Genomic DNA, 19,122 nt, shown 5'->3' with positions numbered 1-19,122 from the left:
AGCGTCACGGTGGGCGCCGCGAGCCGGATCGGCGTGCCGGTGTCGAGTTCCTTGATCAGAGCCATTGATGTGGTCCTCTGCTGTGCGCTCCGCGCCCCCTCCACCGTCCTTCGGACGGTCCCCCTCCCCCGCTGCGCAGGGGAGGATCCCGCAGCGGCGCCGGTCGGGGATCCTCCCCCGCCTGCGGGGGAGGGGGACCAGGCGAAGCCTGGTGGAGGGGGCGCGCTGCTGCGCCGGTCACTTTCATTCCGCCGCCATGAGCGCGGGCGCGCGCCGAAAATCGTCGGGAAAGTGGTTCAGCGCGCTCAGCACGGGCAGAGGCGTGAGGCCGCCCATGGCGCAGAGCGAGCCGTCCGTCATGACCTCGCAGAGGTCACGCACGAGCGTCAGGTTCTTCTCGGGCTCGATCCCGGCCGTGATCTTGTCGATCGTCTCGACGCCGCGGGTCGAGCCGATGCGGCACGGCGTGCACTTGCCGCAGCTTTCGGCTGCGCAGAACTCGAAGGCGAAGCGGGCCTGGGCGGCCATGTCGACGGCATCGTCGAACACGACGATCCCGCCATGCCCGACCATGCCGCCCTTCGCCGCGAAGGCCTCGTAGTCGAGCGGGGTGTCGAGCAGCTCTTGCGGAAAATAGGCGCCGAGCGGTCCGCCGACCTGCACGGCCCGGAGCGGCCTCCCGGAACGGGTGCCGCCGCCGAACTCCTCGATCAGCTCCCTGAGAGGAGGCCCGAAGGGCAGTTCTACCAGCCCGCCGCGCGCGATGTTGCCGGCGAGCTGGAAGGCGAGCGTGCCGCGCGAGCGGCCGATGCCGAAATCCGCATAGGCCTTGGCGCCGTTCGCCATGATCCAGGGCACGGTCGCGAGCGAGAGCACGTTGTTGACGATCGTCGGCTTGCCGAAGAGGCCCTTGATGGCGGGCAGCGGCGGCTTCGCCCGCACCATGCCGCGCTTGCCTTCGAGGCTGTCGAGCAGCGAGGTCTCCTCGCCGCAGATATAGGCGCCGGCGCCGAGCCGCGTCTCCAGCGTGAAAGCCCGGCCCGAGCCCATGACGGAGGGGCCGAGATAGCCGGCCTTCGTGGCCGCCGCGATCGCGTCCGTCATCGTGCGGAAGGCGTGCGGGTATTCGGACCGGATGTAGATGAAGCCCTTCGTGGCCCCGACCGCCAAGCCCGCGATCGTCATGCCCTCGATGAGGGAGAAGGGATCGCCCTCCATCAGCATGCGGTCGGCGAAGGTGCCGCTATCGCCCTCGTCGGCGTTGCAGACGACGTATTTCTGGTCGGCCTCTGCGAGGAGCACGGTCGACCACTTGATGCCGGTCGGGAAGCCCGCGCCGCCGCGGCCGCGAAGGCCCGAGGCCTTCACCTCGTCGACGATGGCCGTCTGGCCCTCGGAAGCCCGCGCCATCTCCAGCGTGCGCTGCAGGCCCTGGTAGCCGCCATGGGCGACGTAATCCGCGGGCGAGAGCGGATCGACGAGACCGCAGCGTGCGAAGGTCAGGCGCGTCTGCCGGGCCAGATAGGGGATCTCCTCGGGGCGGCCGAGGCGGAGCGGGTGTTCGCCGCCCGCGAGCCAGCCCGCACCGAAGAGCGAAACGACATCCGCCGGCTTCACGGGCCCGTAGGCGACGCGCCCTCCCCCGGTCTCGATCTCGATCATCGGCTCCAGCCAGAACAGACCGCGCGAGCCGGTCCGGACGATCGTCACCGCCTCGCCGCGCTCGGCCGCGATCCGCGCGATCTCGCGCGCGACCTTGTCGGCGCCGAGCGCCAGCGCCTGGGCGTCCCTGGGGATGAAGATGCGGGTCACGCCCGGAGCTCCGCGACCGCCGCATCGAACGTCGCCGGATCGAGCCCCGAAACCGGATCGCCGTCGATCAGGGCAGCCGGCCCGCAGGCGCAGAGCCCCAGGCAGAACACCGGCTCGAGCGTGATGCGGCGGTCGGCCGTCGTGCCGTGCCAGTCGACCCCGAGGCTGCGCCTTGCATGCTCCGCCAGCTCGACCGCGCCGACCGATTGGCACGCCTCGGCCCGGCAGAGCTTTACGACATGGCTGCCGGCCGGCGCCGATCGGAAATCGTGATAGAACGTCACGACACCGTGGATCTCGGCGCGGGACAGATTCACGGCTTCCGCGATCATCGGCACGGCCGCGCGTTCGATGTAGCCGAAGGTCTCCTGGAGCGCGTGGAGGATCGGCAGCGTCGCGCCGTCGAGCGTCGCGTTCCTGGCGATGATCTCTGCCGCCAGGGCGGGATCCCAGGCCTCGTGCTTCATGTCCGGTCCTGATCAGAATGACTCTGATCTGCGAAGGAGACGGGCGAAGCGACCTCAGATCAATGCAGCTGTTTCGTCAGCCGATAGAACATCTCTATCGTGCCTCGGCTTCGAGTTCGCGCGCGAGCTGCCTTGCCTCGCGCACCACCGCCGTCACGGTGGGTGTCGTCGGCTCGCGGTGAGGCACGATCAGGCCCACCGAATGGGTCACATCCGGCTCGACGATCGGGATCGACGCCACCGTCTCGGGCAGGCCGATGCTGTCGGCCAGGATCGGCGGCAGCACGCTCGACCAGCGGCCGGTCCGGACATGGGACACCATCACGATGGTGGAGTTCGAGACCAGCGTCGGCTCCGGCTCGATCCCGGCATTGCGCAGCATCTGGTCGATGATGCGCCGGTTCTGCATGTCCGGCGTGAGCAGGCAGAGCGGGAGCCGGCCGACCTCGGCCCAGGTCACGCTGCTCCGGTCGCCGAATTCGGCCGTGCGGGCCGTGAGCAGGCGATAGCGCTCGTCATAGAGCGGCACGGTTCTCACCTGGCCCAGCGGCTCGTTGTCGAGATAGCTCAGGCCGGCATCGATCTCGAGGTTCTCCAGGAGTTCGAGGATTTCGATCGAGGTGCGGGACAGGATCGTGAAGCGCACGCCAGGGTGCTTCTCGCGGAAGGGCGTCGTCAGCCGCGCAACCATCGGCAGGGCCGTCGGGATGACGGCGATGCGGACATGGCCGTGCAGGCCGCGCTTCAGGGCATCGACATCCTGCTTCATCGCCTTGGCGTCGCCGACGATCCGCCGCGCCCAGTCGAGGATGCGCTCGCCCTCTGCGGTAAAACCCTGGAAGCGCGACGAGCGCTGCACGATGAGGACCCCCATCTGGTCCTCGAGGGACTTGATGCCGGCCGAGAGCGTCGGCTGCGTCACGCGGCAGGCCTCGGCGGCCTTGCCGAAATGGCGCTCCCGCGCGAGCGCCAGCAGGAATTCGAGCTTGTCGATCATCTCTCGTCAGCCGGGCTGGAAGGCGAGGTCGGGCGCAATTCCGGTTTCGCGCACGGGCGCCCCGTAGAGTTCTTCGAGATGGACGCGCGTCACCACCTCGGCTGCGGGCCCGCGGGCGAGGAGCCGGCCGGCGCGGAGCGTCGCGACCTCGTCGGCCACGCGCAGCGCGTGGTTCGGGTCGTGGGTGGTGAAGAGCACCGAAAGCCCCGCGCGGGTCAGGGATCGGATCTCGCGCAGCACCCGGCCCTGGTTGCCGAAATCGAGGCTCGCGGTCGGCTCGTCGAGCACGACGAGGCGCGGCTCCTGCGCGAGCGCACGGGCGATCAGCACGAGCTGCCGTTCGCCGCCCGAGATCATCGTGTAGGGGCGCTCGGCGAGGCCGGTCAGGCCGAACCGGTCGAGAGCCGCGGCCGCGACCTCCCGATCATGGCGCGAGGGCTGCGTGAAGGGGCCATGGTGGGCGGTCCGGCCCATGAGCACCACGTCGGCAACAGAGAACGCGAAGGTGCCGAGATGGACCTGCGGCACGTAGCCGATCACGCGGGCGCGCTCGGCGACCGGGATCCCGGCCAGCGGGCGACCCTGCAGCAAAACCTCGCCGCCCTGGGGCGGGACGAGTCCGAGCAGCGTCTTCAGGAGCGTGGTCTTGCCGCCGCCGTTCGGGCCGAGCAGGGCGAGCGCGCGGCCTGGCGCGAGATCGAGGTCGACGTAGCGCCCGACCTCCCGGCCCGGATACCCGAAGGCGAGGTCCCGCGCCGCGAGGATCACGACCAGCCGCCCCGCATCCGCGCGAGCAGCACGATGAAGAAGGGCGTGCCGACCACGGCCGTGAGGATGCCGAGCGGGATCTCGACCGGCGCGGCCGTGCGGGCGACGGTATCGATGAGCAGCAGATAGCCGCCGCCGAGGATCGCGGAGGTCGGGATGAGGCGCGGAAAGCTCGGGCCGACCAGGAACCGCGCGAGATGCGGCACGACGAGGCCGACCCAGCCCACGACGCCCGAGGCGGCGACGCTGGCCGAGGTCACGAGCGTCGCGGCCGCAACGATCGCCGCCCGCAGGGGCCCGGTCGCGACGCCGAGCGCCCTCGCCTCCTCTTCCGGGAGCGACATCACGTTCATGCGCCACCGCAGCAGGAGCAGGACCGCCGTCCCGGCGAGAACCGGCACCAGGAGCGGGAGGATGTCCCCCGGCGCGATCCCGGCGAGGCTGCCGAGCAACCAGAATGTCATCGCGGGAAGCTGGTTGTAGGGATCGGCCAGGTACTTGATGAGGCCGATCCCGGCACCGAGAAGCGCGCCCACGACGACCCCGGTCAGGACGATCGTCAGCACCGCGTCGCCGGCGCGGAGGCTGGAGCCGATCGCGTAGACGAGGCCGACGGCCAGGAGTCCGCCCGCGAAGCTCAGCAACTCGATGCCGAGGATCGGGAGCGAGAAGAAGATCCCCAGCACGGCACCCAGGGCCGCCCCCGAGGAGGCGCCCAGGATGTCGGGCGAGACGAGCGGGTTCCGGAACAGGCCCTGAAAGGCTGCGCCCGCGCTCGCCAGCGCGCTGCCGATGAGGAGCGCGGCAAGGACGCGTGGGCCGCGGATCTGCAGCACCACGGCCTCGCTGGCCGCCGGGAGGCCCGAGGGCGTGTTCGTCAGGCGCCCGAGAAGGATGCGGAACAGCTCGCCCGGCGTCACGGGATAGCGCCCGACCGAGAAGGCGAGCGCGATCCCGGCGAGCAGCACGGCGAGCGCCAGCGCCGGGCCGAGAACGGCGGACCGAACCTTCATCCGCGGCCGGCCAGAACCCGGGCGATCCCCTCGTCGGTCGGCGTCACGTGGTAGAAGAGCCGGTAGAACTCCCGCGTTTCCGCCGCCAGGTCCTCGGGGAACAGCGCGGGATAGAGGAGCTTGCCGAGCCAGGTGAGCCCGATCAGGCGGTTGATCGATGGCGGGAAATCCACCCAGCCGAAGGGAAGCTTAGGCGACAGGTGCACCCGCCCCTCGCGCACGGCCTTGACCGAGGCCCAGGCCGGATCCTGGCGCACGGCGGCGGCGAAATCCCGGTCGATGGTGACGATCACCTCCGGGTCCCAGGCGAGAACCTGCTCGAGCGAGACGGTGGCGAGCCCGCCACCGGTCGCGCCGGCGACGTTCCCGGCCCCGAGCAGGTCCAGGCTCTCGACATTGATGGAGCCGCCGCGTCCCGTCTCGAGCCCGCGCGGGCCGCGGGCGTAATAGGTTCGGGGTCGCTTGTCCGGCGGCACGCTCGCGACACGCGCAGCAATCCGCGCCAGAAGCCGCTCGGCATAGGCGGCCCTCTCGGCAGCCTCCTGTTCGCGCCCGACGAGCCGGCCGAGGGTGCGGTATGTTTCGGCGGTTCGGGCGAGCGTGCCGTCCAAAAGCGCGTAGGGAATGCCGGTCTGGCCCTGCACCCGCTCGGCGAGTGACACATAGGTCGGGCCGGTCGAGCCGACATCGATGATCAGGTCCGGCTTCGCGGCGAGCACGGCTTCGAGATTGGCGCTGTTGCCCCGGCCCGTGATCCGGCCGATCTCCGGACGGCTGCCGATATCGGGCAGCAGGAACTCGCGTTCTTCGGCCCGGTTCGCGCGGGGCCAGCCGAGCAGCAGGTCGGGCGCCAGCGTGTAGAGCAGGATCGCGGCGGGCGGGCCGGCGGGAAAGACGCGGCCGAGCGTAGCCGGGCGGGCGATCGGCCGGCCGGCCGCATCCGTGATCGCTTCCGCGGCCGCGCGAACCGGGCCGGCGGCGAACGCCGCGGCCAAGCCGCCGAGGACGGCCCGGCGGTCGAACAGGGACATGCGCGCGACCTAGTCGACGCCGACCATGACGTCGGAGGCCTTCACGACCGCATAGGCATCCATCCCGACCTTCAGGCCGAGCTCGTCGACCGCCTCGTTCGTGATCGCGGCCGTCACGACGGTGCCGTTGACGTCGATCCGTACATGCGCCGTCGTCTGGCCCTTCCTGACCTCGACGATCTTGCCCTTCAGCCGGTTGCGAGCGCTGAGCTTCATGGTCCGCTCCGTTGTCGAGGGGATGTCACCGCTTGCCATCCCCGACTTCAATAGGAGCCGGTCTGCATATTCAGCTCAAGCCTGCCCGGAGCCGTATCGAGCCTCGATCCTCGACAATCTGGTTGCGGTTGAAATCGGCCGTCCGGTCAGGGCGAGGATCCGTTGCTGCCCCCCACCTTTTGGTCCGCGCCATCGTCCGGCGGCCCGCTCGGCCCCGCGCGCACGTCCCATGGGGTGAAGCCGAAGCAGTGAATGCAATTCATCACCGGGACCTCGACGGCGGAAACCCGGCGCCGCAGGTTCTCGCAATCCTGGCGCTGGAACTCGATCTGGTTGCAGACGAAGGAGGCGTTCGGGTTCGGGATCGGGCGACCGTACTGATCGAGGGAGAGGCAGGTATTGTACCGCGACCTCTCGTGATCGTTCACCGAAGCCGGGACAACACAGACGATTAGCGCGAATGGCGCGATGAATTTGCAAACACTCATGCCGATCAATGCATGATGCGGCGCTCAGTTGCTTAGATTTTTTGAACCGTCTTGGTACGCACAATCAAGACAACAGAGCGGGTTGAACTCTGAAAAATGATCATACATTCGTCCGTTGCTTGCCACACCCTCGGCGCAGCGACATCTTTCGTACAAATCCGGGTTTACTGACGTGCCGCAATTCGCGAGCGACCCGGACCGGGAAGAGGGCTCACCGGCAGCGCGACGGGCTCGCTCCCAGCGATCCGGATTCGCGGGCCCGCATTCAGCCGGCGATGGATCGGCGCGCTGGGGAAGTCGATGCTTTCGTGCGGCGCCCCGAGCGCTTATCCCGATACCCGAGCGCGCCCGTTGGAGGTCCACGCGGGTGCCGGATCGATGAGGTATCATCGCCAAGCGGAATCGATATCGTCCGCCCGAGGCGATTTGCGGAGTGCGCATGCGTCGCGACAAGAACAAGGGCGTCAGGAGTGCGACCGAGACGCTGGAACGGCTCTGCCGCGAGAAGGGGCTGCGCGTCACGGGTCCCAGGCGGGTGATCGTCAGCGTGCTCGCGCAGGCCGACGACCATCCCGACGTGGTGGAACTGCATCGGCGCGCGACGGCCATCGATCCGAAGATCGCCATCGCCACCGTCTATCGGACGATGAAGCTGTTCGAGGAGAACGGCATCGCGGCCCGCCATGCCTTCGGCGACGGCCGAGGACGGTTCGAGACGGCGGACCACGCTCACCACGACCACCTGATCGATGTCGATACCGGCAAGGTGACCGAGTTCCATTCGGAAGCGATCGAGGAACTCCAGGAGGAGATCGCGCGGCGCCACGGCTACGAGATCGTCAGCCATCGCCTGGAGATCTTCGTCCGCAAGGCGAAGAAGCCCAGGGGCTGATCAGGACATGACGCCGGGGCTCGTGCGACCGGCGCGGACGAGCCTAAGGGGCGCCGGCCACCTCCCCCGTCTCCGCCTTCGCGGCCTGGCGCGTGCTGTGGAAGAAAGCCACCACGAACACGAGGGACAGCAGGACCACGATGGTCGGCGCCGGCGCGCTGTCGATGAAGAACGACAGGTAGACGCCGAGGAACGAGCCCGCCGCCGCGATGATCGTCGCCAGGATCAGCATGGTGCTGAAGGTCCTCGTGAGCAGGAAGGCGATCGCCCCTGGCGCGATGAGCATGGCGATGGCCAGGATGAGGCCCACGGCCTGCAGCGCACCGACGATCGTCAGCGAGATGAGGCAGAGAAGGCCGTAATGCAGCAGGTTCACGCGCAGGCCGACCGCCCAGGCCTGCGCGGGATCGAAGGCATGCAGGAGGAAATCCTTCCATTTGATGCCGATGACGCCCGCCGTGATCGCGGCGACGAGGCCGGATCCGAGGATGTCGCGCCAGGAGACGCCGAGCATGTCCCCGAACAGGATGTGGTCGAGATGCACGTCCGACTGGATCTTGACGTAGAGGACGAGGCCCAGGCCGAACATGCCCGAGAACACGACGCCCATCACGGTGTCCTGCTTGATCCGCGAATTGTCCTTCAGGAACCCGGTCGCGACGGCGCAGAGCATGCCGGCCGCGAAGGCGCCGACCGCGTAGGGAAAGCCGACGATGTAGGCCAGGACCACACCCGGGAACACGGCATGCGAGATGGCGTCGCCCATCAGCGACCAGCCCTTGAGGACCAGGAAGCAGGAGAGCAGCGCCGTCGGGATCGCGACCAGCACCGAGATGATCAGCGCATTGACCATGAACCCGAACTGGAACGGGCCGAGAAGCGTGTCGACGAGGTTCATAGGCCCGCCTCCAGGGCCAGGGCGGCGCGGCGGCGCGCGGCCAGCATCCCGTGCTTGGGGGCGAACAGGAACGCGACCAGGAAGATCAGCGTCTGCAGGCAAACGATGATGCCGCCTGTCGCGCCGTCGAGGAAGTAGCTCGCATAGGCGCCGACGAAGCTGGTGACGGACCCGATCGCCACCGCAATGGCGAGGAGGCGCGGGAAGCGGTCGGTCAGCAGGTAGGCGGTCGCGCCGGGCGTCACCACCATGCAGATGACGAGGAAGGCGCCGACGGTCTGCAGCGCCGCGACCGTGGACGCCGAGAGCAGCGTGAAGAACATGACCTTCAGGGCCGTCGGGTTGAGGCCGATCGAGCGCGCATGGCTCTCGTCGAAGAACGTCACCATCAGGTCCTTCCACTTCACCAGCAGGATGGCCAGCGAAACGAAGCCGATGATGGCGAGCTGGAGCGTGTCGCCAGGCGTGATGGCGAGGATGTTGCCGAGTACGATGGTCTGGATGTTCACGGAAGTGGGCGAGAGCGAGACCATGAACAGGCCGAGCCCGAAGAAGGCCGAGAAGATCAGGCCGATGATCGCGTCTTCCCTCAGTTTGGTGCGCTGGTTGAGAAACAGCATGGCGGCGGCCGCGAGCCCGCCGGAAAAGAAGGCCCCGATCGAGAAGGGCAGCCCCAGCATGTAGGCGCCGGCGACGCCCGGCACGATCGCGTGCGAGAGCGCGTCGCCGATCAGCGACCAGCCCTTCAGCATCAGGTAGCAGGACAGGAAGGCGCACACGCCGCCGACGAGGGCCGAGACCCACATGGCATTCAGCATGTAGCTGTAGGTGAAGGGCTCGAGGAGACCGGTCATTCTTGGGCTGGCCTGCGAGCGTCTTCGGGACCGTGGGCCGTGGCCCTGCCGTCGTGGAGGACGAGCGGGCGCTCGTCATCCGAGAAGACGCCAACGGGAATCGGCTTGCCGTTCTGCGCCTCGTTGAGCACGAAGTGCCTGAGCACGCCCCCGAAGGCCTGTTCGAGGTTCGCCTGCGTGAAGGTCTCCACCGTCGGGCCGTAGGCCAGGACCGTGCGCTTGATCAGGATGGTCCGGTCGCAGAATTCCGGCACCGAGCCGAGATTGTGCGTGGAGACCAGGATGACGCGGCCTTCGTCGCGCAATTCGCGCAACAGAGCGATGATCTGCTCCTCGGTCTTCACGTCCACCCCCGTGAAGGGCTCGTCGAGCAGGATCGCCCACCCGTCCTGCGCCAGGGCGCGCGCGAGGAAGACGCGCTTCTTCTGGCCGCCGGAGAGTTCGCCGATCTGGCGCTTGCGGAACTCGCCCATGCCGACGCGCGCGAGCGCTTTCGAGACCGCCTCCCGGTCGGCCGCCTTCGGGATGCGCATCATGCCCATATGGCCGTAGCGCCCCATCATGACGACGTCCTCGACCAGAACCGGGAAGTTCCAGTCGACCTCTTCCGCTTGCGGCACATAGGCGACGAGGCCTTTGCGCAGGGCCTCCGCGACAGGCATGCCGAGCACCCTGATCTCGCCCCTCGCGAGGCGGACGAAGCCCATGATCGCCTTGAAGAGGGTCGACTTGCCGGAGCCGTTGACGCCGACCAGGGCAGCGATGCTGCCCTGCGGGATCGCGAAGGTCGCGTCGCTGAGGGCCGTGTGCCCATTGCGATAGGTGACGGTCGCGCCCGTCGCGGCAATGCCCGACCCCGCATCCGAAGATGCGGGGCGAACAAGGTTGCCGGCGGCTGCCGTCACTGGGACAGGCCTTCCGCGATCGTGTGGGAGGTGACGCGGAGCAGATCGATATAGGTGGGGACCGGGCCGTCAGCCTCCGTGAGCGAGTCGACATAGAGGACGCCGCCATACCGGGCGCCGGTCTCGCGCGCGATCTGCTTGGCGGGATCGGGGGAGACGGTACTCTCCGAGAACACGACGGTGATCTTGTTCTTGCGAACCGCGTCGATCACCTTCCGGATCTGCTGCGGCGTGCCCTGCTGGTCGGCATTGATCGGCCAGAGATAGAGCTCCTTCAGGCCGAAGTCGCGCGCCAGATAGGAGAACGCCCCCTCGCTCGATACCAGCCAGCGCTTCTGCTCCGGAAGCTTGGCGAGTTCGGCCTTGATCGGATCGATCACGGCCCGGATCTTCGCCTTGTAGGCCTCGGCATTGGCCTTGTAGGCCTCCGCATTCTTGGGGTCGTGCTTCCCGAAAGCATCGCGGATGTTGTCGACATAGATCAGCGCCGCCGACGGCGACATCCAGGCGTGCGGGTTTGGCTTGCCCGTATACGGGCCCTCCGCGATGCCCATCGGCTCGATCCCGTCGGAGACCACCACGCTCGGCACGTTCTTCAGGTTCTGGAAGAATTTCTCGAACCAGAGCTCGAGATTGAGCCCGTTCCAGAAGATGAGCTGCGCACCCTGCGCCCGTTTGATGTCGCCGGGCGTCGGCTGGTAATTGTGGATCTCCGCCCCGGGCTTCGTGATCGATTCCACGACGGCCACATCGCCGGCGACGTTCCTGGCGATGTCGGCGATCACCGTGAAGGTCGTCACCGCCTTGAACTTCTCCTGCGCCGCGGCCGGGAGCGCCAGCGTAGCCACGAAGGCCGCTCCCATCATCCCGGCCAGGACCGACCGCCTCATCTTGTCGAGCATCGAGACACCTTATTGAGAACTGATCGCAATTTGCATGATCGCCGAAGACACTTGGGTTTGCAAGCGCGACTGAATCGCAACTTGGAGGCGGAGTTCGGCGCCCCGCCCGCGTTCCTTCAGAACACCGCGACGCTGCGCATGCCGAGCACGGTGGCGTCCGGGATCCGGCGCCACGGCGCCTCCGGATCGGGCTCGCCGCCACCCGGGCGCACGATCCATTGCGCGAAGGGCTGGACCTTCAGCCACGGCGCGACCTGCGCCTGGTAGGAGGCCTCGATCACGACTTCCGAGGAGCGCACTGGCCCGGACTCGCCGGAGAAGCGGATGGCGTCGCGATCGAATTGGCGAAGGCTCGGGCCGACACTGGCATAGGCAACCGCGATGCCGACGACATCGTTCCTCCGGCCGGGCAGAAGCCCCGTATAGGTCACGCCGGCATCGGCGTAGACGTCGACATGGCTCCTGTCCCTCTCGGGTGCGACCACGACGCGGGCGAAGGCGGCGAGGCTCCGGCCCGTCGCTTCGACGTCTGGTGAAGCCCAGAGAACCTGGTCGACGACGCCGTACAGGGCGAAGTTGCCGCGATGTCGGCGCGGATCCGCCTCGGAATCCGGATCGGCCAGCGGCAGGCCATTCGCGGCGATCCGCAAATCGTCGAAGCGGCGCGAATTGTACCAGCCGCCGAGCTTGTAGGTTCCCGTGATGCCTTCGCCGAAATCATGCGCGTAGGCCGCCTCCGCGATGGCGAAGGCACCCTGGTCGAGCGGGAAGCTCAGGCCGTCCGTGTTCCTGTCGTGGCGCCCGAGCGGGTTGCCGCCGAAGATGCCCGCCTGCAGCGTCCAGGACGCCTCAGGCTTGAAGGCGATCCGGGCGCCCGGCGCGGGCACCGGATAGGCCGGCCCGCCGCCCGGCAGGACGATGCCGTTGAGCCCTGGCCAGCCGAAGGCGGAATTCACGAACAGCCCCGCGGTCTCGCTCGTGGCGAATTCGCCGTCGGCGGCGATCTGGCCGATCTTGAAAGAAAGCCGGCCATCGAAGAGCGTCTGCATGAAGTAGAGCTCCGCCAGCCGCTCGGCCGGATCGGATTCGACGTTCGAGATCGGCATCAGGTTGCCGAGGAACTTGCCGGACAGGCCCCGGCCACCGATGAAGAAGGCCCCGGCATGGATGGCGCCGCCCGTCCAGCCGGCGAGCTTCTCCAGGTCGAAATCGGCGCCGAGCTGGAGCAGGCGGGAAAATCCCCTGCCCCGCTGTAATCCACCTGCGGGGTTCATCGACACGTCACCCGTCGCCGTCAGGCCCAGGGTAACGCCCGCATCCTCCAGCCGGGTGCGTGCACCTCCCCAATCGCCGGTGAGCCGCTCGCGCTCGAACAAGCCGGGCTCGGATTGCGCGACGCCCGTCTGGGCCCGCGGATCGGCGGCGCTCGCCAGGAACGAAGCTAGGGCCAGACACCCCAAGCTACACCCGGCGGGCAGGCGCGATCGACGGTTGGACGGGGGGCGGCTCATCACGACTCCGAAGGACGACTCGGCGCGCCGTCGCACGGGAACCCGGCGGCGCGGCCCCACCTCGCGTTCTGCAATTCAGTCGCAGAAGCATCTGGTGGAGCGTCGGCGGTATGGTGCAACTGCGAATTAATTGCAATAGCTGAAGTTGGCTTTCCGTTCGGAAGGCGGCGTTGCGAGGCGCGACCCTGCGGGGTGGCGGTTTCGCCGTCGGCGGCACCGCAATGGAGGATCCCCTTTTCGACCTCCGGAGGCCGCGGCACGCCCTAGCGGTTCACTTGCCTTGGCGACTGAGAAGCCGATCCGTCCAGCCTCGCCCCTCAGACGTGCGCGCGTCTTTCACGGATGGACGCGGCGGCCGTGCGATTCGGCGGCGCGGGCGACAGCATGGAGCCACGACCGCGCAACCCGCGCGGGCGGCCTCGACCTTCGCAGATGATGAAGGGGCTAAGCCCGAGAGCCGCGCCTTACCAGCCGAAGCCGATCCCGAGTCCCGGCCCCCAGCCCGGTCCCCAAGGACCCCAGGCCCCCCAGTCCCAGCTCGCGTCCGAATAGAGCTGGGCCGTCAGCAGGCGCTCGTTGGCCAGCCTCTGCTGCCTCGCGGCGTAGCGATACTGATCGTAGGCGGTCTGGTCTCCGACATAGAGGCACCTGCAGACTGTCGGATCCGCCCAGACATAGGTCACCGTGCCGCCCCTCGAACTCATGACAAAGCGATGCGGCGGCAAGCGACGCAGCATCGCCTGGCGCTCGGGCGTATTGGCCGGCCTGACGATGAACCCGGCGGCGGCGAGATCGTCCGCCTTCTGCTCCACCCTTTCCTGAGGGGTCATGCACCCCGTCAATGCGAGCGCCGCACCGGACAACATCGCGAGCATCACACCTGTCCTGCCGACATTCGCAGCCGAGGTCGTCCCCCTCCATCCCATGGCAGCCTCCAGTTCCGCGCGATGCGCTGATCAAGGGTGATGGCGAATTGTTCTTCCGGTCGCTCAAAGCAGGAGCGAGGGCGTTTCGTCGCTAGACGTCTCTCTCCTGCTGGTCAGGACTTCGAGTGCTTCAGACAACTCAGCCGAGCGGGTCACATGAGGCCACCGTCTTCATAATTCTTCGGCCGTCAACTCCCACGAAGTAGCGCGCAGCGTCTGGTCTATTCACGGTACGAGACAGTACAGAGAGGTGATATTTCAGGTCTGAAGGTGAGCGATCTGACGAGGCGCATGTTTCAACTTTGCCCTCGCTGCAGCCGCGCCGGGGCTGAAGGAGCGCCGATGAACGGATCAGACCCGCTCGACAGGCCTCTGCATCAGGCGCGCTTCGTCGCCGTGGCGCTGCTCGCCGGTGTCTTCACCGGCGTGGTGGGCGGGCTGTTTCACGTCGTCATCGACCAGGTGCTGCAATGGCCGACATGGCTCGCGCGCCATGCGGGGGGCTGGCGCCTGATCGCGGCGAGCGCCGCCATCACCATGGCGGCGACCGTGTTCGCCGTCTTCATCACACGGCGCTTCGCCCCGGAGGCCAGCGGGAGCGGCGTCCCCGAGATCGAGGGTGCCGTCCAGGAATTGAGGGAAGTGCATTGGCAGCGCGTGCTGCCGGTGAAATTCTTCGCAGGCATTGCCGCGATCGGGTCGGGACTGGTCCTCGGCCGCGAGGGACCGACGATCCACATGGGCGGCTCGGCGGCGCTCGCCGCGTCCGACATGTGCGGCGTGACGGGGGTCGACAGGCGGGCGCTCCTGGCGGCAGGCGGCGCCGCGGGTCTCGCTTGCGCCTTCAATGCCCCGATGTCAGCCGTGCTGTTCATCATCGAGGAGACCCGCAAGGAGTTTCCGTACACGTTCCGGACCTACATGGGGGTCTTCGCCGCGGCGATTACCGGAACGACCGTCACTCAGCTCATTGCCGGCGCTCGCCCGGAACTGCCGATGACCGCCGGTGAGGCGGGGCTGGCCGCCCTGCCGGCCTTCGCGCTGATGGGCGCCCTCCTGGGCGGCGTCGGGGTGCTGTTCAACCTCTGCATCATGCGGATGCTGGATTTCACCGCCACCTCCCAGAAACGCATGCCCTATCTCTGGCCGGGCATTGTCGGCCTGGCGGTGGGCACCCTGCTGGTCACCGCACCCCGCGCCGTCACGGGCGGCGAGAGCGTGATTGCGGAGCTCGCCCTCGCGACGCCGGGCGCAGGGGTCCTGCTGATGCTGGCGGGGGCCCGCCTGGTCACCTCCGTCAGCAGCTACTCCGTCGGCGCGCCCGGCGGCATCTTCGCACCCCTTCTCAGCCTCGCGGCCTGCCTTGGCTTGGCCTTCGGCGTACTCGCGCAAGCGGCCATGCCGGAGGCGTTTTCAGCCCTCGGCCTCACGCCCATCTCCTTCGGGGTCGTCGCCATGGCGGCTTTGTTCAGCGCATCGGTTCGCTCGCCGGCGGTGGGGGTCGTGCTCGCGCTGGAGATCACGACCGCCTACGCGCTCGTCCTGCCGATGCTGACCGCCACGCTCGCCGCGAGCCTCGTGGCCCAATGGCTCGGCGGCCGGCCCATCTACGAACAGATGCTGGACCGCATCCTGGCCCGGTCCGCGCCCGTGAGAGCGCAGAACGCAGCCATCGGCCTGGCGGCCAATCCGAACCGCCCGCCGGGCTAACCTGCCCGGCCGAACCGGATCGCTGACCGGCTACGACCGAGGCGACCTCCCCGCCTAAGCCGCAGAGGCGACGCCGACAGGGTCGAGCGCGGCCTGGACGGCATCCTCGGCCCGCTCCAGCCAGATGAACTCCAGCCGGTTCCGCACCTCTTCCGGGATCTCCTCGAAGTCGCGCCGGTTCCGGGCCGGCAGCATCACGCGCGTGATGCCCGAGGCCTGCGCGGCCACGACCTTCTCCTTGATCCCACCCACCGGCAGGACGAGCCCCCGGAGGCTGATCTCGCCCGTCATGGCCGTGTCGCTGCGGATCGTGCGGCCGGTCAGGAGCGAGACGAGCGCCATGAACATGGCGACGCCCGCGCTCGGCCCGTCCTTCGGGATCGCGCCCGCGGGAATGTGGACGTGGATGTCCGTCTTCTCGAAGCTCCCGGGATCGATGCCCAGCGACACCGCGCGGTTCTTGACGAGGCTGAGGGCCGCCTGGGCGCTCTCCCGCATCACGTCCCCGAGCTGGCCCGTGAGCGTGAAGGAGCCCTTTCCGGGCGAACGGGTCGCCTCGATGAACAGGATATCGCCGCCGACCGGCGTCCAGGCGAGCCCGGTCGCGACCCCCGGCACGCTGGTGCGCATGGCCACCTCGTTCTCGAAGCGCGGGGGGCCGAGGATCGTCGTGAGGTCGTCGAGGCCGATCGGCACCTCCGTGGCGCTGCCTTCCGCTATCCGCACGGCGGCATTCCGCAGGATGCGGCCGATCTCGCGCTCGAGCCCGCGCACGCCGGCCTCCCGCGTGTAGGAGCGGATGACGGCGAGCAGCACGTCGTCGCTCAGGCTGACCTGCTCGGGCTTCAGGCCGTTCGCCTCGAGCTGGCGCGCGACGAGGTAGCGCTTGGCGATCTGCAGCTTCTCGCCCTCCGTGTAGCCGGCGAGGCTGATGATCTCCATGCGGTCCCGCAGCGGGCCCGGGATGGTGTCGAGCATGTTGGCGGTGGCGATGAACACCACGCGCGACAGGTCGAACGGCACGCCCAGGTAATTGTCCCGGAAGGTGCCGTTCTGCTCGGGGTCGAGCACCTCCAGCATGGCGGCGGAAGGATCGCCCTGGATGCCGGCCCCCATCTTGTCGATCTCGTCGAGCATCATCACGCAATTCCGGGTGCCGGCCTTCCGGATGCCCTGGATGATGTTGCCCGGCAGTGCGCCGATATAGGTCCGCCGGTGCCCCCGAATCTCGGCCTCGTCATGCACGCCGCCGAGGCTGACGCGCACGAACTTGCGGTCCATCGCCCGTGCGATCGACTGGCCGAGCGAGGTCTTTCCGACACCGGGCGGCCCGACGAAGCAGAGGATCGGCGCCTTGCCGTTCGGGGCGAGCTTCCGGACGGCCAGGAACTCGACGATGCGGCTCTTGATCTTCTCGAGCCCGAAATGGTCGGCATCGAGGATCCGGCGCGCCTCCGCGATGTCGATCGGCTTCTCCTCGGGAAGCGCCCAGGGGAGCTCGATCAGCCAGTCGAGATAGGTGCGGATCATGCCGTACTCGGCCGCGGCCTCGGGCATCCGCTCGAGCCGGCGCACCTCCTTGCGGGCGGCCTGGTCCACCTCCTCGGGCATGTTCGCCTTGGCGATCGCGGCGTTCAGCTCGGCGATTTCCTGCGCCTTGCCCTCCTCGCCCTCCCCGAGCTGGCGCTGGATGGCCGCCATCTGCTCGCGGAGGAGCACCTCGCGCTGCCGCTCGTCGAGCGCCGCCTTCGTCTGCTGCCCGATCTCCTGCGACAGCCGCAGCACCTCGATCCGGCGGGCCAGGAGGCGCGAGATCTTGTCCATCCGGGCCACGAGGTCGACCGTCTCGAGGAGCTCCTGCTTCTCGTCCGGCGTGATGTCGATATAGGCCGCGACCAGGTCGCCGAGCGCCGAAGGCGTGTTGGCGCCCTGCACGGCCGCGACGAGCTCCTGCGGCGCCTGCGGCAGGAGCTGGAGCGCCTCGAGCGCCTGTCCCTGAAGATGGAGGAAACGCGCCTCGATCTCAGGCGTCTGGGCCTGCGGCTCCTCCAGCCGGGTGATGCGCGCGACCAGATAGGGGTTTTCGCGCGTGAACTCGACGACGCGGAAGCGCTGCTCGCCCTGCGCGATGATGTGGTTGGTGCCGTCCGGCGCCGTCAGGTAGCGGAGGACGTTCGCGACCGTTCCGGTCCGATGAAGATCGACCGCGGAAGGATTCTGCAGCTCCGGATCGCGCTGCATCAGGAAGCCGACCTGTTTGCCCTGCTTCACGGCCTCCTGGGCGGCGGCGACCGATTGCGGCCGCCCGACCGCGATCGGGAGCACCACGCCCGGGAAGAGGACGAAGTTGCGCACGGGCACGATGATCAGCGTGTCCGAGGGCGGCGACTGTGGCGCACCGTCGCCAGAGTCGGAGCCGAGTTCGGCGCTTCTCAGGATGGGATCTCGTTCGGCCATGGGGGTCACCGCGCCGGCGCGTGCTTGTGGAGGGTGACGACGAGGCAGCCATTCGCCGAGGTGCGGCGCACGTCGTCGTAGCGGCCGGGCGGGATCTGAACCCGCCTGACGAAGCAGCCCTGCGGCAGTTCCAGCCGGTGGATGACCGCATGGCCGAGTTCCGGTGGAAGCGTGCGCTCGGCCCGGATGAGGAGCGTGCCCTCCTCGATGACGGCCGTCACATTCCTCGGATCCACTCCGGGCAGCGCCGTCAGGACGATGACCTCCCGCTCCGTCTCGAGCACGTCCACGGGTGGCTCCCAGCATGTCGAGCGGGCCTGCGGATGGCGGGGCTGGAACATCTCGCGCTGCATGCGCTCGGCCCGCGCGAGCATCTCCACCGCCTCGGACCACATCCAGCTTCGTGGATCGACGGGTTTCATGGACGAACCTCTGACGCCGGGCCGCGACGCGGTCGGGCCAGGGGGTAAATGGGGACTGGCGGACGGAGTTGCAGGTCCGCTGTCGTACCTTCCCGGCAGGGGTGGCATGCAGGCAGGTGAGGCAGGCAAGCCGTCAGGTCCCCGCATCACCGGGGCGGAAGGCGGGACCTTCGAAGGTGTGCAGGGAAACCCCCGGATCTCAGCCGAGCGGTGGTCCGATCAGCCGCGCCAGCACCCTGCGAAAGCGCGCCACGGCCTCGCCGCTACGCTCCGTCTTCATGCGCAGGAGCGTGCCTTGCCATGCGGCCAGGATGAAGGCCGCGAGATCCGCCGCCGCCCCGTCCTCCTCTGGTTGGATCAGGCGCAGCACGGCCTCGAACTGCGCCGATTGCTGTCCCAGCATCGAGACGAGCCGCTCCCGGATCGCGTCGCTGCGCGCGGGGATCTCCGCCGCGAGATCGACCACCATGCAGCCCCGCTGCCAATCGGCCTCCGAGAGCGCCTCGCCGATCGTGTCGAAATAGGCCCAGAGCCGGGCTTCCGGAGCGAGGGCCGGGTTGGCGAGCGTGGCCTGCATGATCGCGTCCAGGCGCTCGAAGTACCGATCGAGGACCAGTAGGCCGAACCCCTCCTTCGATCGGAAGTGGTTGGTGAACGAGCCCTGCGGAACGTTCGCGGCGGCCGCGATCTCCCGCACCCCGGTGCCGACGAAACCCTGCGAATGGACGACGGCCAGCCCGGCTTCCAGCAGGGCCTCGCGCTGATCAAGTGCCATGGATGACAGCTGTAATACGATCGTATTGCCCGTGCAACCGAGACGTCCTACACGTTCCGCGGAACGCACGCCGGCACG

Annotated in this window: 19 protein-coding genes; 2 read left to right on the top strand and 17 right to left on the bottom strand. The window is 68.4% G+C overall.

The window, feature by feature from the left end:
- Positions 1-243 precede the first annotated feature (243 nt).
- From ACO2SS_RS27095 to ACO2SS_RS27060, 8 genes are all read right to left on the bottom strand, one after another.
- Positions 244-1,812: a formate dehydrogenase beta subunit gene (locus ACO2SS_RS27095; RefSeq protein ID WP_423280983.1), complete on the bottom strand. Its 1,569-nt coding sequence runs from the start codon at positions 1,810-1,812 to the stop codon at positions 244-246.
- Positions 1,809-2,279: a formate dehydrogenase subunit gamma gene (locus ACO2SS_RS27090; protein WP_423280982.1), complete on the bottom strand. Its 471-nt coding sequence runs from the start codon at positions 2,277-2,279 to the stop codon at positions 1,809-1,811. Before ACO2SS_RS27090 ends, ACO2SS_RS27095 begins: the two co-directional genes overlap by 4 nt.
- A 94-nt stretch (positions 2,280-2,373) precedes the next feature.
- Complete coding sequence (locus ACO2SS_RS27085; RefSeq protein ID WP_423280981.1) at positions 2,374-3,276, bottom strand: LysR family transcriptional regulator; 903 nt, start codon at positions 3,274-3,276, stop codon at positions 2,374-2,376.
- A gap of 6 nt (positions 3,277-3,282) precedes the next feature.
- Complete coding sequence (locus ACO2SS_RS27080; RefSeq protein WP_423280980.1) at positions 3,283-4,044, bottom strand: ABC transporter ATP-binding protein; 762 nt, start codon at positions 4,042-4,044, stop codon at positions 3,283-3,285.
- Positions 4,041-5,057, bottom strand: coding sequence for a FecCD family ABC transporter permease (locus ACO2SS_RS27075; RefSeq protein ID WP_423280979.1), 1,017 nt, complete (start codon positions 5,055-5,057; stop codon positions 4,041-4,043). The genes ACO2SS_RS27080 and ACO2SS_RS27075 overlap by 4 nt, the downstream gene beginning before the upstream one ends.
- Positions 5,054-6,088, bottom strand: a complete 1,035-nt coding sequence (locus tag ACO2SS_RS27070; RefSeq protein WP_423280978.1) for an iron ABC transporter substrate-binding protein — start codon at positions 6,086-6,088, stop codon at positions 5,054-5,056. The genes ACO2SS_RS27075 and ACO2SS_RS27070 overlap by 4 nt, the downstream gene beginning before the upstream one ends.
- Before the next feature lie 9 nt (positions 6,089-6,097).
- The gene (locus tag ACO2SS_RS27065; protein WP_423280977.1) at positions 6,098-6,304 is read right to left on the bottom strand and encodes a TOBE domain-containing protein; all 207 of its coding nucleotides are present in this window, start codon (positions 6,302-6,304) and stop codon (positions 6,098-6,100) included.
- 146 nt (positions 6,305-6,450) lie between these two features.
- On the bottom strand, positions 6,451-6,792 hold the full coding sequence (locus ACO2SS_RS27060; RefSeq protein ID WP_423280976.1) for a hypothetical protein: 342 nt from the start codon (positions 6,790-6,792) through the stop codon (positions 6,451-6,453).
- A gap of 439 nt (positions 6,793-7,231) precedes the next feature.
- Between ACO2SS_RS27060 and ACO2SS_RS27055 the strand changes: the two genes are divergently transcribed.
- Positions 7,232-7,684, top strand: coding sequence for a Fur family transcriptional regulator (locus tag ACO2SS_RS27055; RefSeq protein ID WP_423280975.1), 453 nt, complete (start codon positions 7,232-7,234; stop codon positions 7,682-7,684).
- A 43-nt stretch (positions 7,685-7,727) separates the two neighbouring features.
- On the opposite strand, the gene ACO2SS_RS27050 is transcribed toward ACO2SS_RS27055, so the two are convergent.
- The 6 genes from ACO2SS_RS27050 to ACO2SS_RS27025 all read right to left on the bottom strand — a co-directional run bounded on the left by ACO2SS_RS27050 (position 7,728) and on the right by ACO2SS_RS27025 (position 13,629).
- Complete coding sequence (locus tag ACO2SS_RS27050) at positions 7,728-8,582, bottom strand: metal ABC transporter permease (RefSeq protein ID WP_423280974.1); 855 nt, start codon at positions 8,580-8,582, stop codon at positions 7,728-7,730.
- Complete coding sequence (locus tag ACO2SS_RS27045) at positions 8,579-9,436, bottom strand: metal ABC transporter permease (protein ID WP_423280973.1); 858 nt, start codon at positions 9,434-9,436, stop codon at positions 8,579-8,581. The genes ACO2SS_RS27050 and ACO2SS_RS27045 overlap by 4 nt, the downstream gene beginning before the upstream one ends.
- The gene (locus ACO2SS_RS27040) at positions 9,433-10,341 is read right to left on the bottom strand and encodes a manganese/iron ABC transporter ATP-binding protein (protein WP_423280972.1); all 909 of its coding nucleotides are present in this window, start codon (positions 10,339-10,341) and stop codon (positions 9,433-9,435) included. Before ACO2SS_RS27040 ends, ACO2SS_RS27045 begins: the two co-directional genes overlap by 4 nt.
- Positions 10,338-11,243 (bottom strand): metal ABC transporter substrate-binding protein, encoded by a 906-nt coding sequence (locus ACO2SS_RS27035; RefSeq protein ID WP_423280971.1) that lies wholly within the window; start codon positions 11,241-11,243, stop codon positions 10,338-10,340. Before ACO2SS_RS27035 ends, ACO2SS_RS27040 begins: the two co-directional genes overlap by 4 nt.
- 116 nt (positions 11,244-11,359) lie before the next feature.
- Positions 11,360-12,703, bottom strand: a complete 1,344-nt coding sequence (locus tag ACO2SS_RS27030) for a carbohydrate porin (RefSeq protein ID WP_423280970.1) — start codon at positions 12,701-12,703, stop codon at positions 11,360-11,362.
- A gap of 515 nt (positions 12,704-13,218) precedes the next feature.
- Positions 13,219-13,629, bottom strand: a complete 411-nt coding sequence (locus ACO2SS_RS27025) for a hypothetical protein (RefSeq protein ID WP_423280969.1) — start codon at positions 13,627-13,629, stop codon at positions 13,219-13,221.
- 393 nt (positions 13,630-14,022) lie between these two features.
- On the opposite strand from ACO2SS_RS27025, the gene clcA reads away from it, so the two are divergent.
- Positions 14,023-15,390: a H(+)/Cl(-) exchange transporter ClcA gene (clcA, locus tag ACO2SS_RS27020; protein WP_423280968.1), complete on the top strand. Its 1,368-nt coding sequence runs from the start codon at positions 14,023-14,025 to the stop codon at positions 15,388-15,390.
- A gap of 54 nt (positions 15,391-15,444) precedes the next feature.
- Here the strand turns inward: clcA and lon are convergent, their stop codons facing one another.
- The 3 genes from lon to ACO2SS_RS27005 form a co-directional block, all read right to left on the bottom strand.
- Positions 15,445-17,847 (bottom strand): endopeptidase La, encoded by a 2,403-nt coding sequence (lon, locus tag ACO2SS_RS27015; RefSeq protein ID WP_423280967.1) that lies wholly within the window; start codon positions 17,845-17,847, stop codon positions 15,445-15,447.
- Positions 17,848-17,852: 5 nt separating this feature from the next.
- Complete coding sequence (locus ACO2SS_RS27010) at positions 17,853-18,269, bottom strand: Hsp20/alpha crystallin family protein (protein ID WP_423280966.1); 417 nt, start codon at positions 18,267-18,269, stop codon at positions 17,853-17,855.
- Positions 18,270-18,468: 199 nt separating this feature from the next.
- The gene (locus ACO2SS_RS27005; RefSeq protein ID WP_423280965.1) at positions 18,469-19,044 is read right to left on the bottom strand and encodes a TetR/AcrR family transcriptional regulator; all 576 of its coding nucleotides are present in this window, start codon (positions 19,042-19,044) and stop codon (positions 18,469-18,471) included.
- Positions 19,045-19,122 lie beyond the last annotated feature (78 nt).

The sequence above is a fragment of the Enterovirga sp. CN4-39 genome (assembly GCF_049446235.1).
GTDB lineage: Bacteria > Pseudomonadota > Alphaproteobacteria > Rhizobiales > Beijerinckiaceae > Enterovirga.
The sequence above is the reverse complement of the archived record's forward strand: the minus strand, read 5'-3'. Positions and strand labels throughout refer to the sequence as shown.

Excerpts from the sequence above, each read along its gene's own strand:
- clcA (WP_423280968.1), top strand. The coding sequence starts at position 14,023 with ATGAACGGATCAGACCCGCTCGACAGGCCTCTGCATCAGGCGCGCTTC.
- ACO2SS_RS27025 (WP_423280969.1), bottom strand. The coding sequence starts at position 13,629 with ATGCTCGCGATGTTGTCCGGTGCGGCGCTCGCATTGACGGGGTGCATG.
- ACO2SS_RS27010 (WP_423280966.1), bottom strand. The coding sequence starts at position 18,269 with ATGAAACCCGTCGATCCACGAAGCTGGATGTGGTCCGAGGCGGTGGAG.
- ACO2SS_RS27055 (WP_423280975.1), top strand. The coding sequence starts at position 7,232 with ATGCGTCGCGACAAGAACAAGGGCGTCAGGAGTGCGACCGAGACGCTG.
- ACO2SS_RS27070 (WP_423280978.1), bottom strand. The coding sequence starts at position 6,088 with ATGTCCCTGTTCGACCGCCGGGCCGTCCTCGGCGGCTTGGCCGCGGCG.
- ACO2SS_RS27035 (WP_423280971.1), bottom strand. The coding sequence starts at position 11,243 with ATGCTCGACAAGATGAGGCGGTCGGTCCTGGCCGGGATGATGGGAGCG.
- ACO2SS_RS27085 (WP_423280981.1), bottom strand. The coding sequence starts at position 3,276 with ATGATCGACAAGCTCGAATTCCTGCTGGCGCTCGCGCGGGAGCGCCAT.
- ACO2SS_RS27060 (WP_423280976.1), bottom strand. The coding sequence starts at position 6,792 with ATGAGTGTTTGCAAATTCATCGCGCCATTCGCGCTAATCGTCTGTGTT.
- ACO2SS_RS27005 (WP_423280965.1), bottom strand. The coding sequence starts at position 19,044 with ATGGCACTTGATCAGCGCGAGGCCCTGCTGGAAGCCGGGCTGGCCGTC.
- lon (WP_423280967.1), bottom strand. The coding sequence starts at position 17,847 with ATGGCCGAACGAGATCCCATCCTGAGAAGCGCCGAACTCGGCTCCGAC.
- ACO2SS_RS27050 (WP_423280974.1), bottom strand. The coding sequence starts at position 8,582 with ATGAACCTCGTCGACACGCTTCTCGGCCCGTTCCAGTTCGGGTTCATG.
- ACO2SS_RS27045 (WP_423280973.1), bottom strand. The coding sequence starts at position 9,436 with ATGACCGGTCTCCTCGAGCCCTTCACCTACAGCTACATGCTGAATGCC.
- ACO2SS_RS27090 (WP_423280982.1), bottom strand. The coding sequence starts at position 2,279 with ATGAAGCACGAGGCCTGGGATCCCGCCCTGGCGGCAGAGATCATCGCC.
- ACO2SS_RS27065 (WP_423280977.1), bottom strand. The coding sequence starts at position 6,304 with ATGAAGCTCAGCGCTCGCAACCGGCTGAAGGGCAAGATCGTCGAGGTC.
- ACO2SS_RS27075 (WP_423280979.1), bottom strand. The coding sequence starts at position 5,057 with ATGAAGGTTCGGTCCGCCGTTCTCGGCCCGGCGCTGGCGCTCGCCGTG.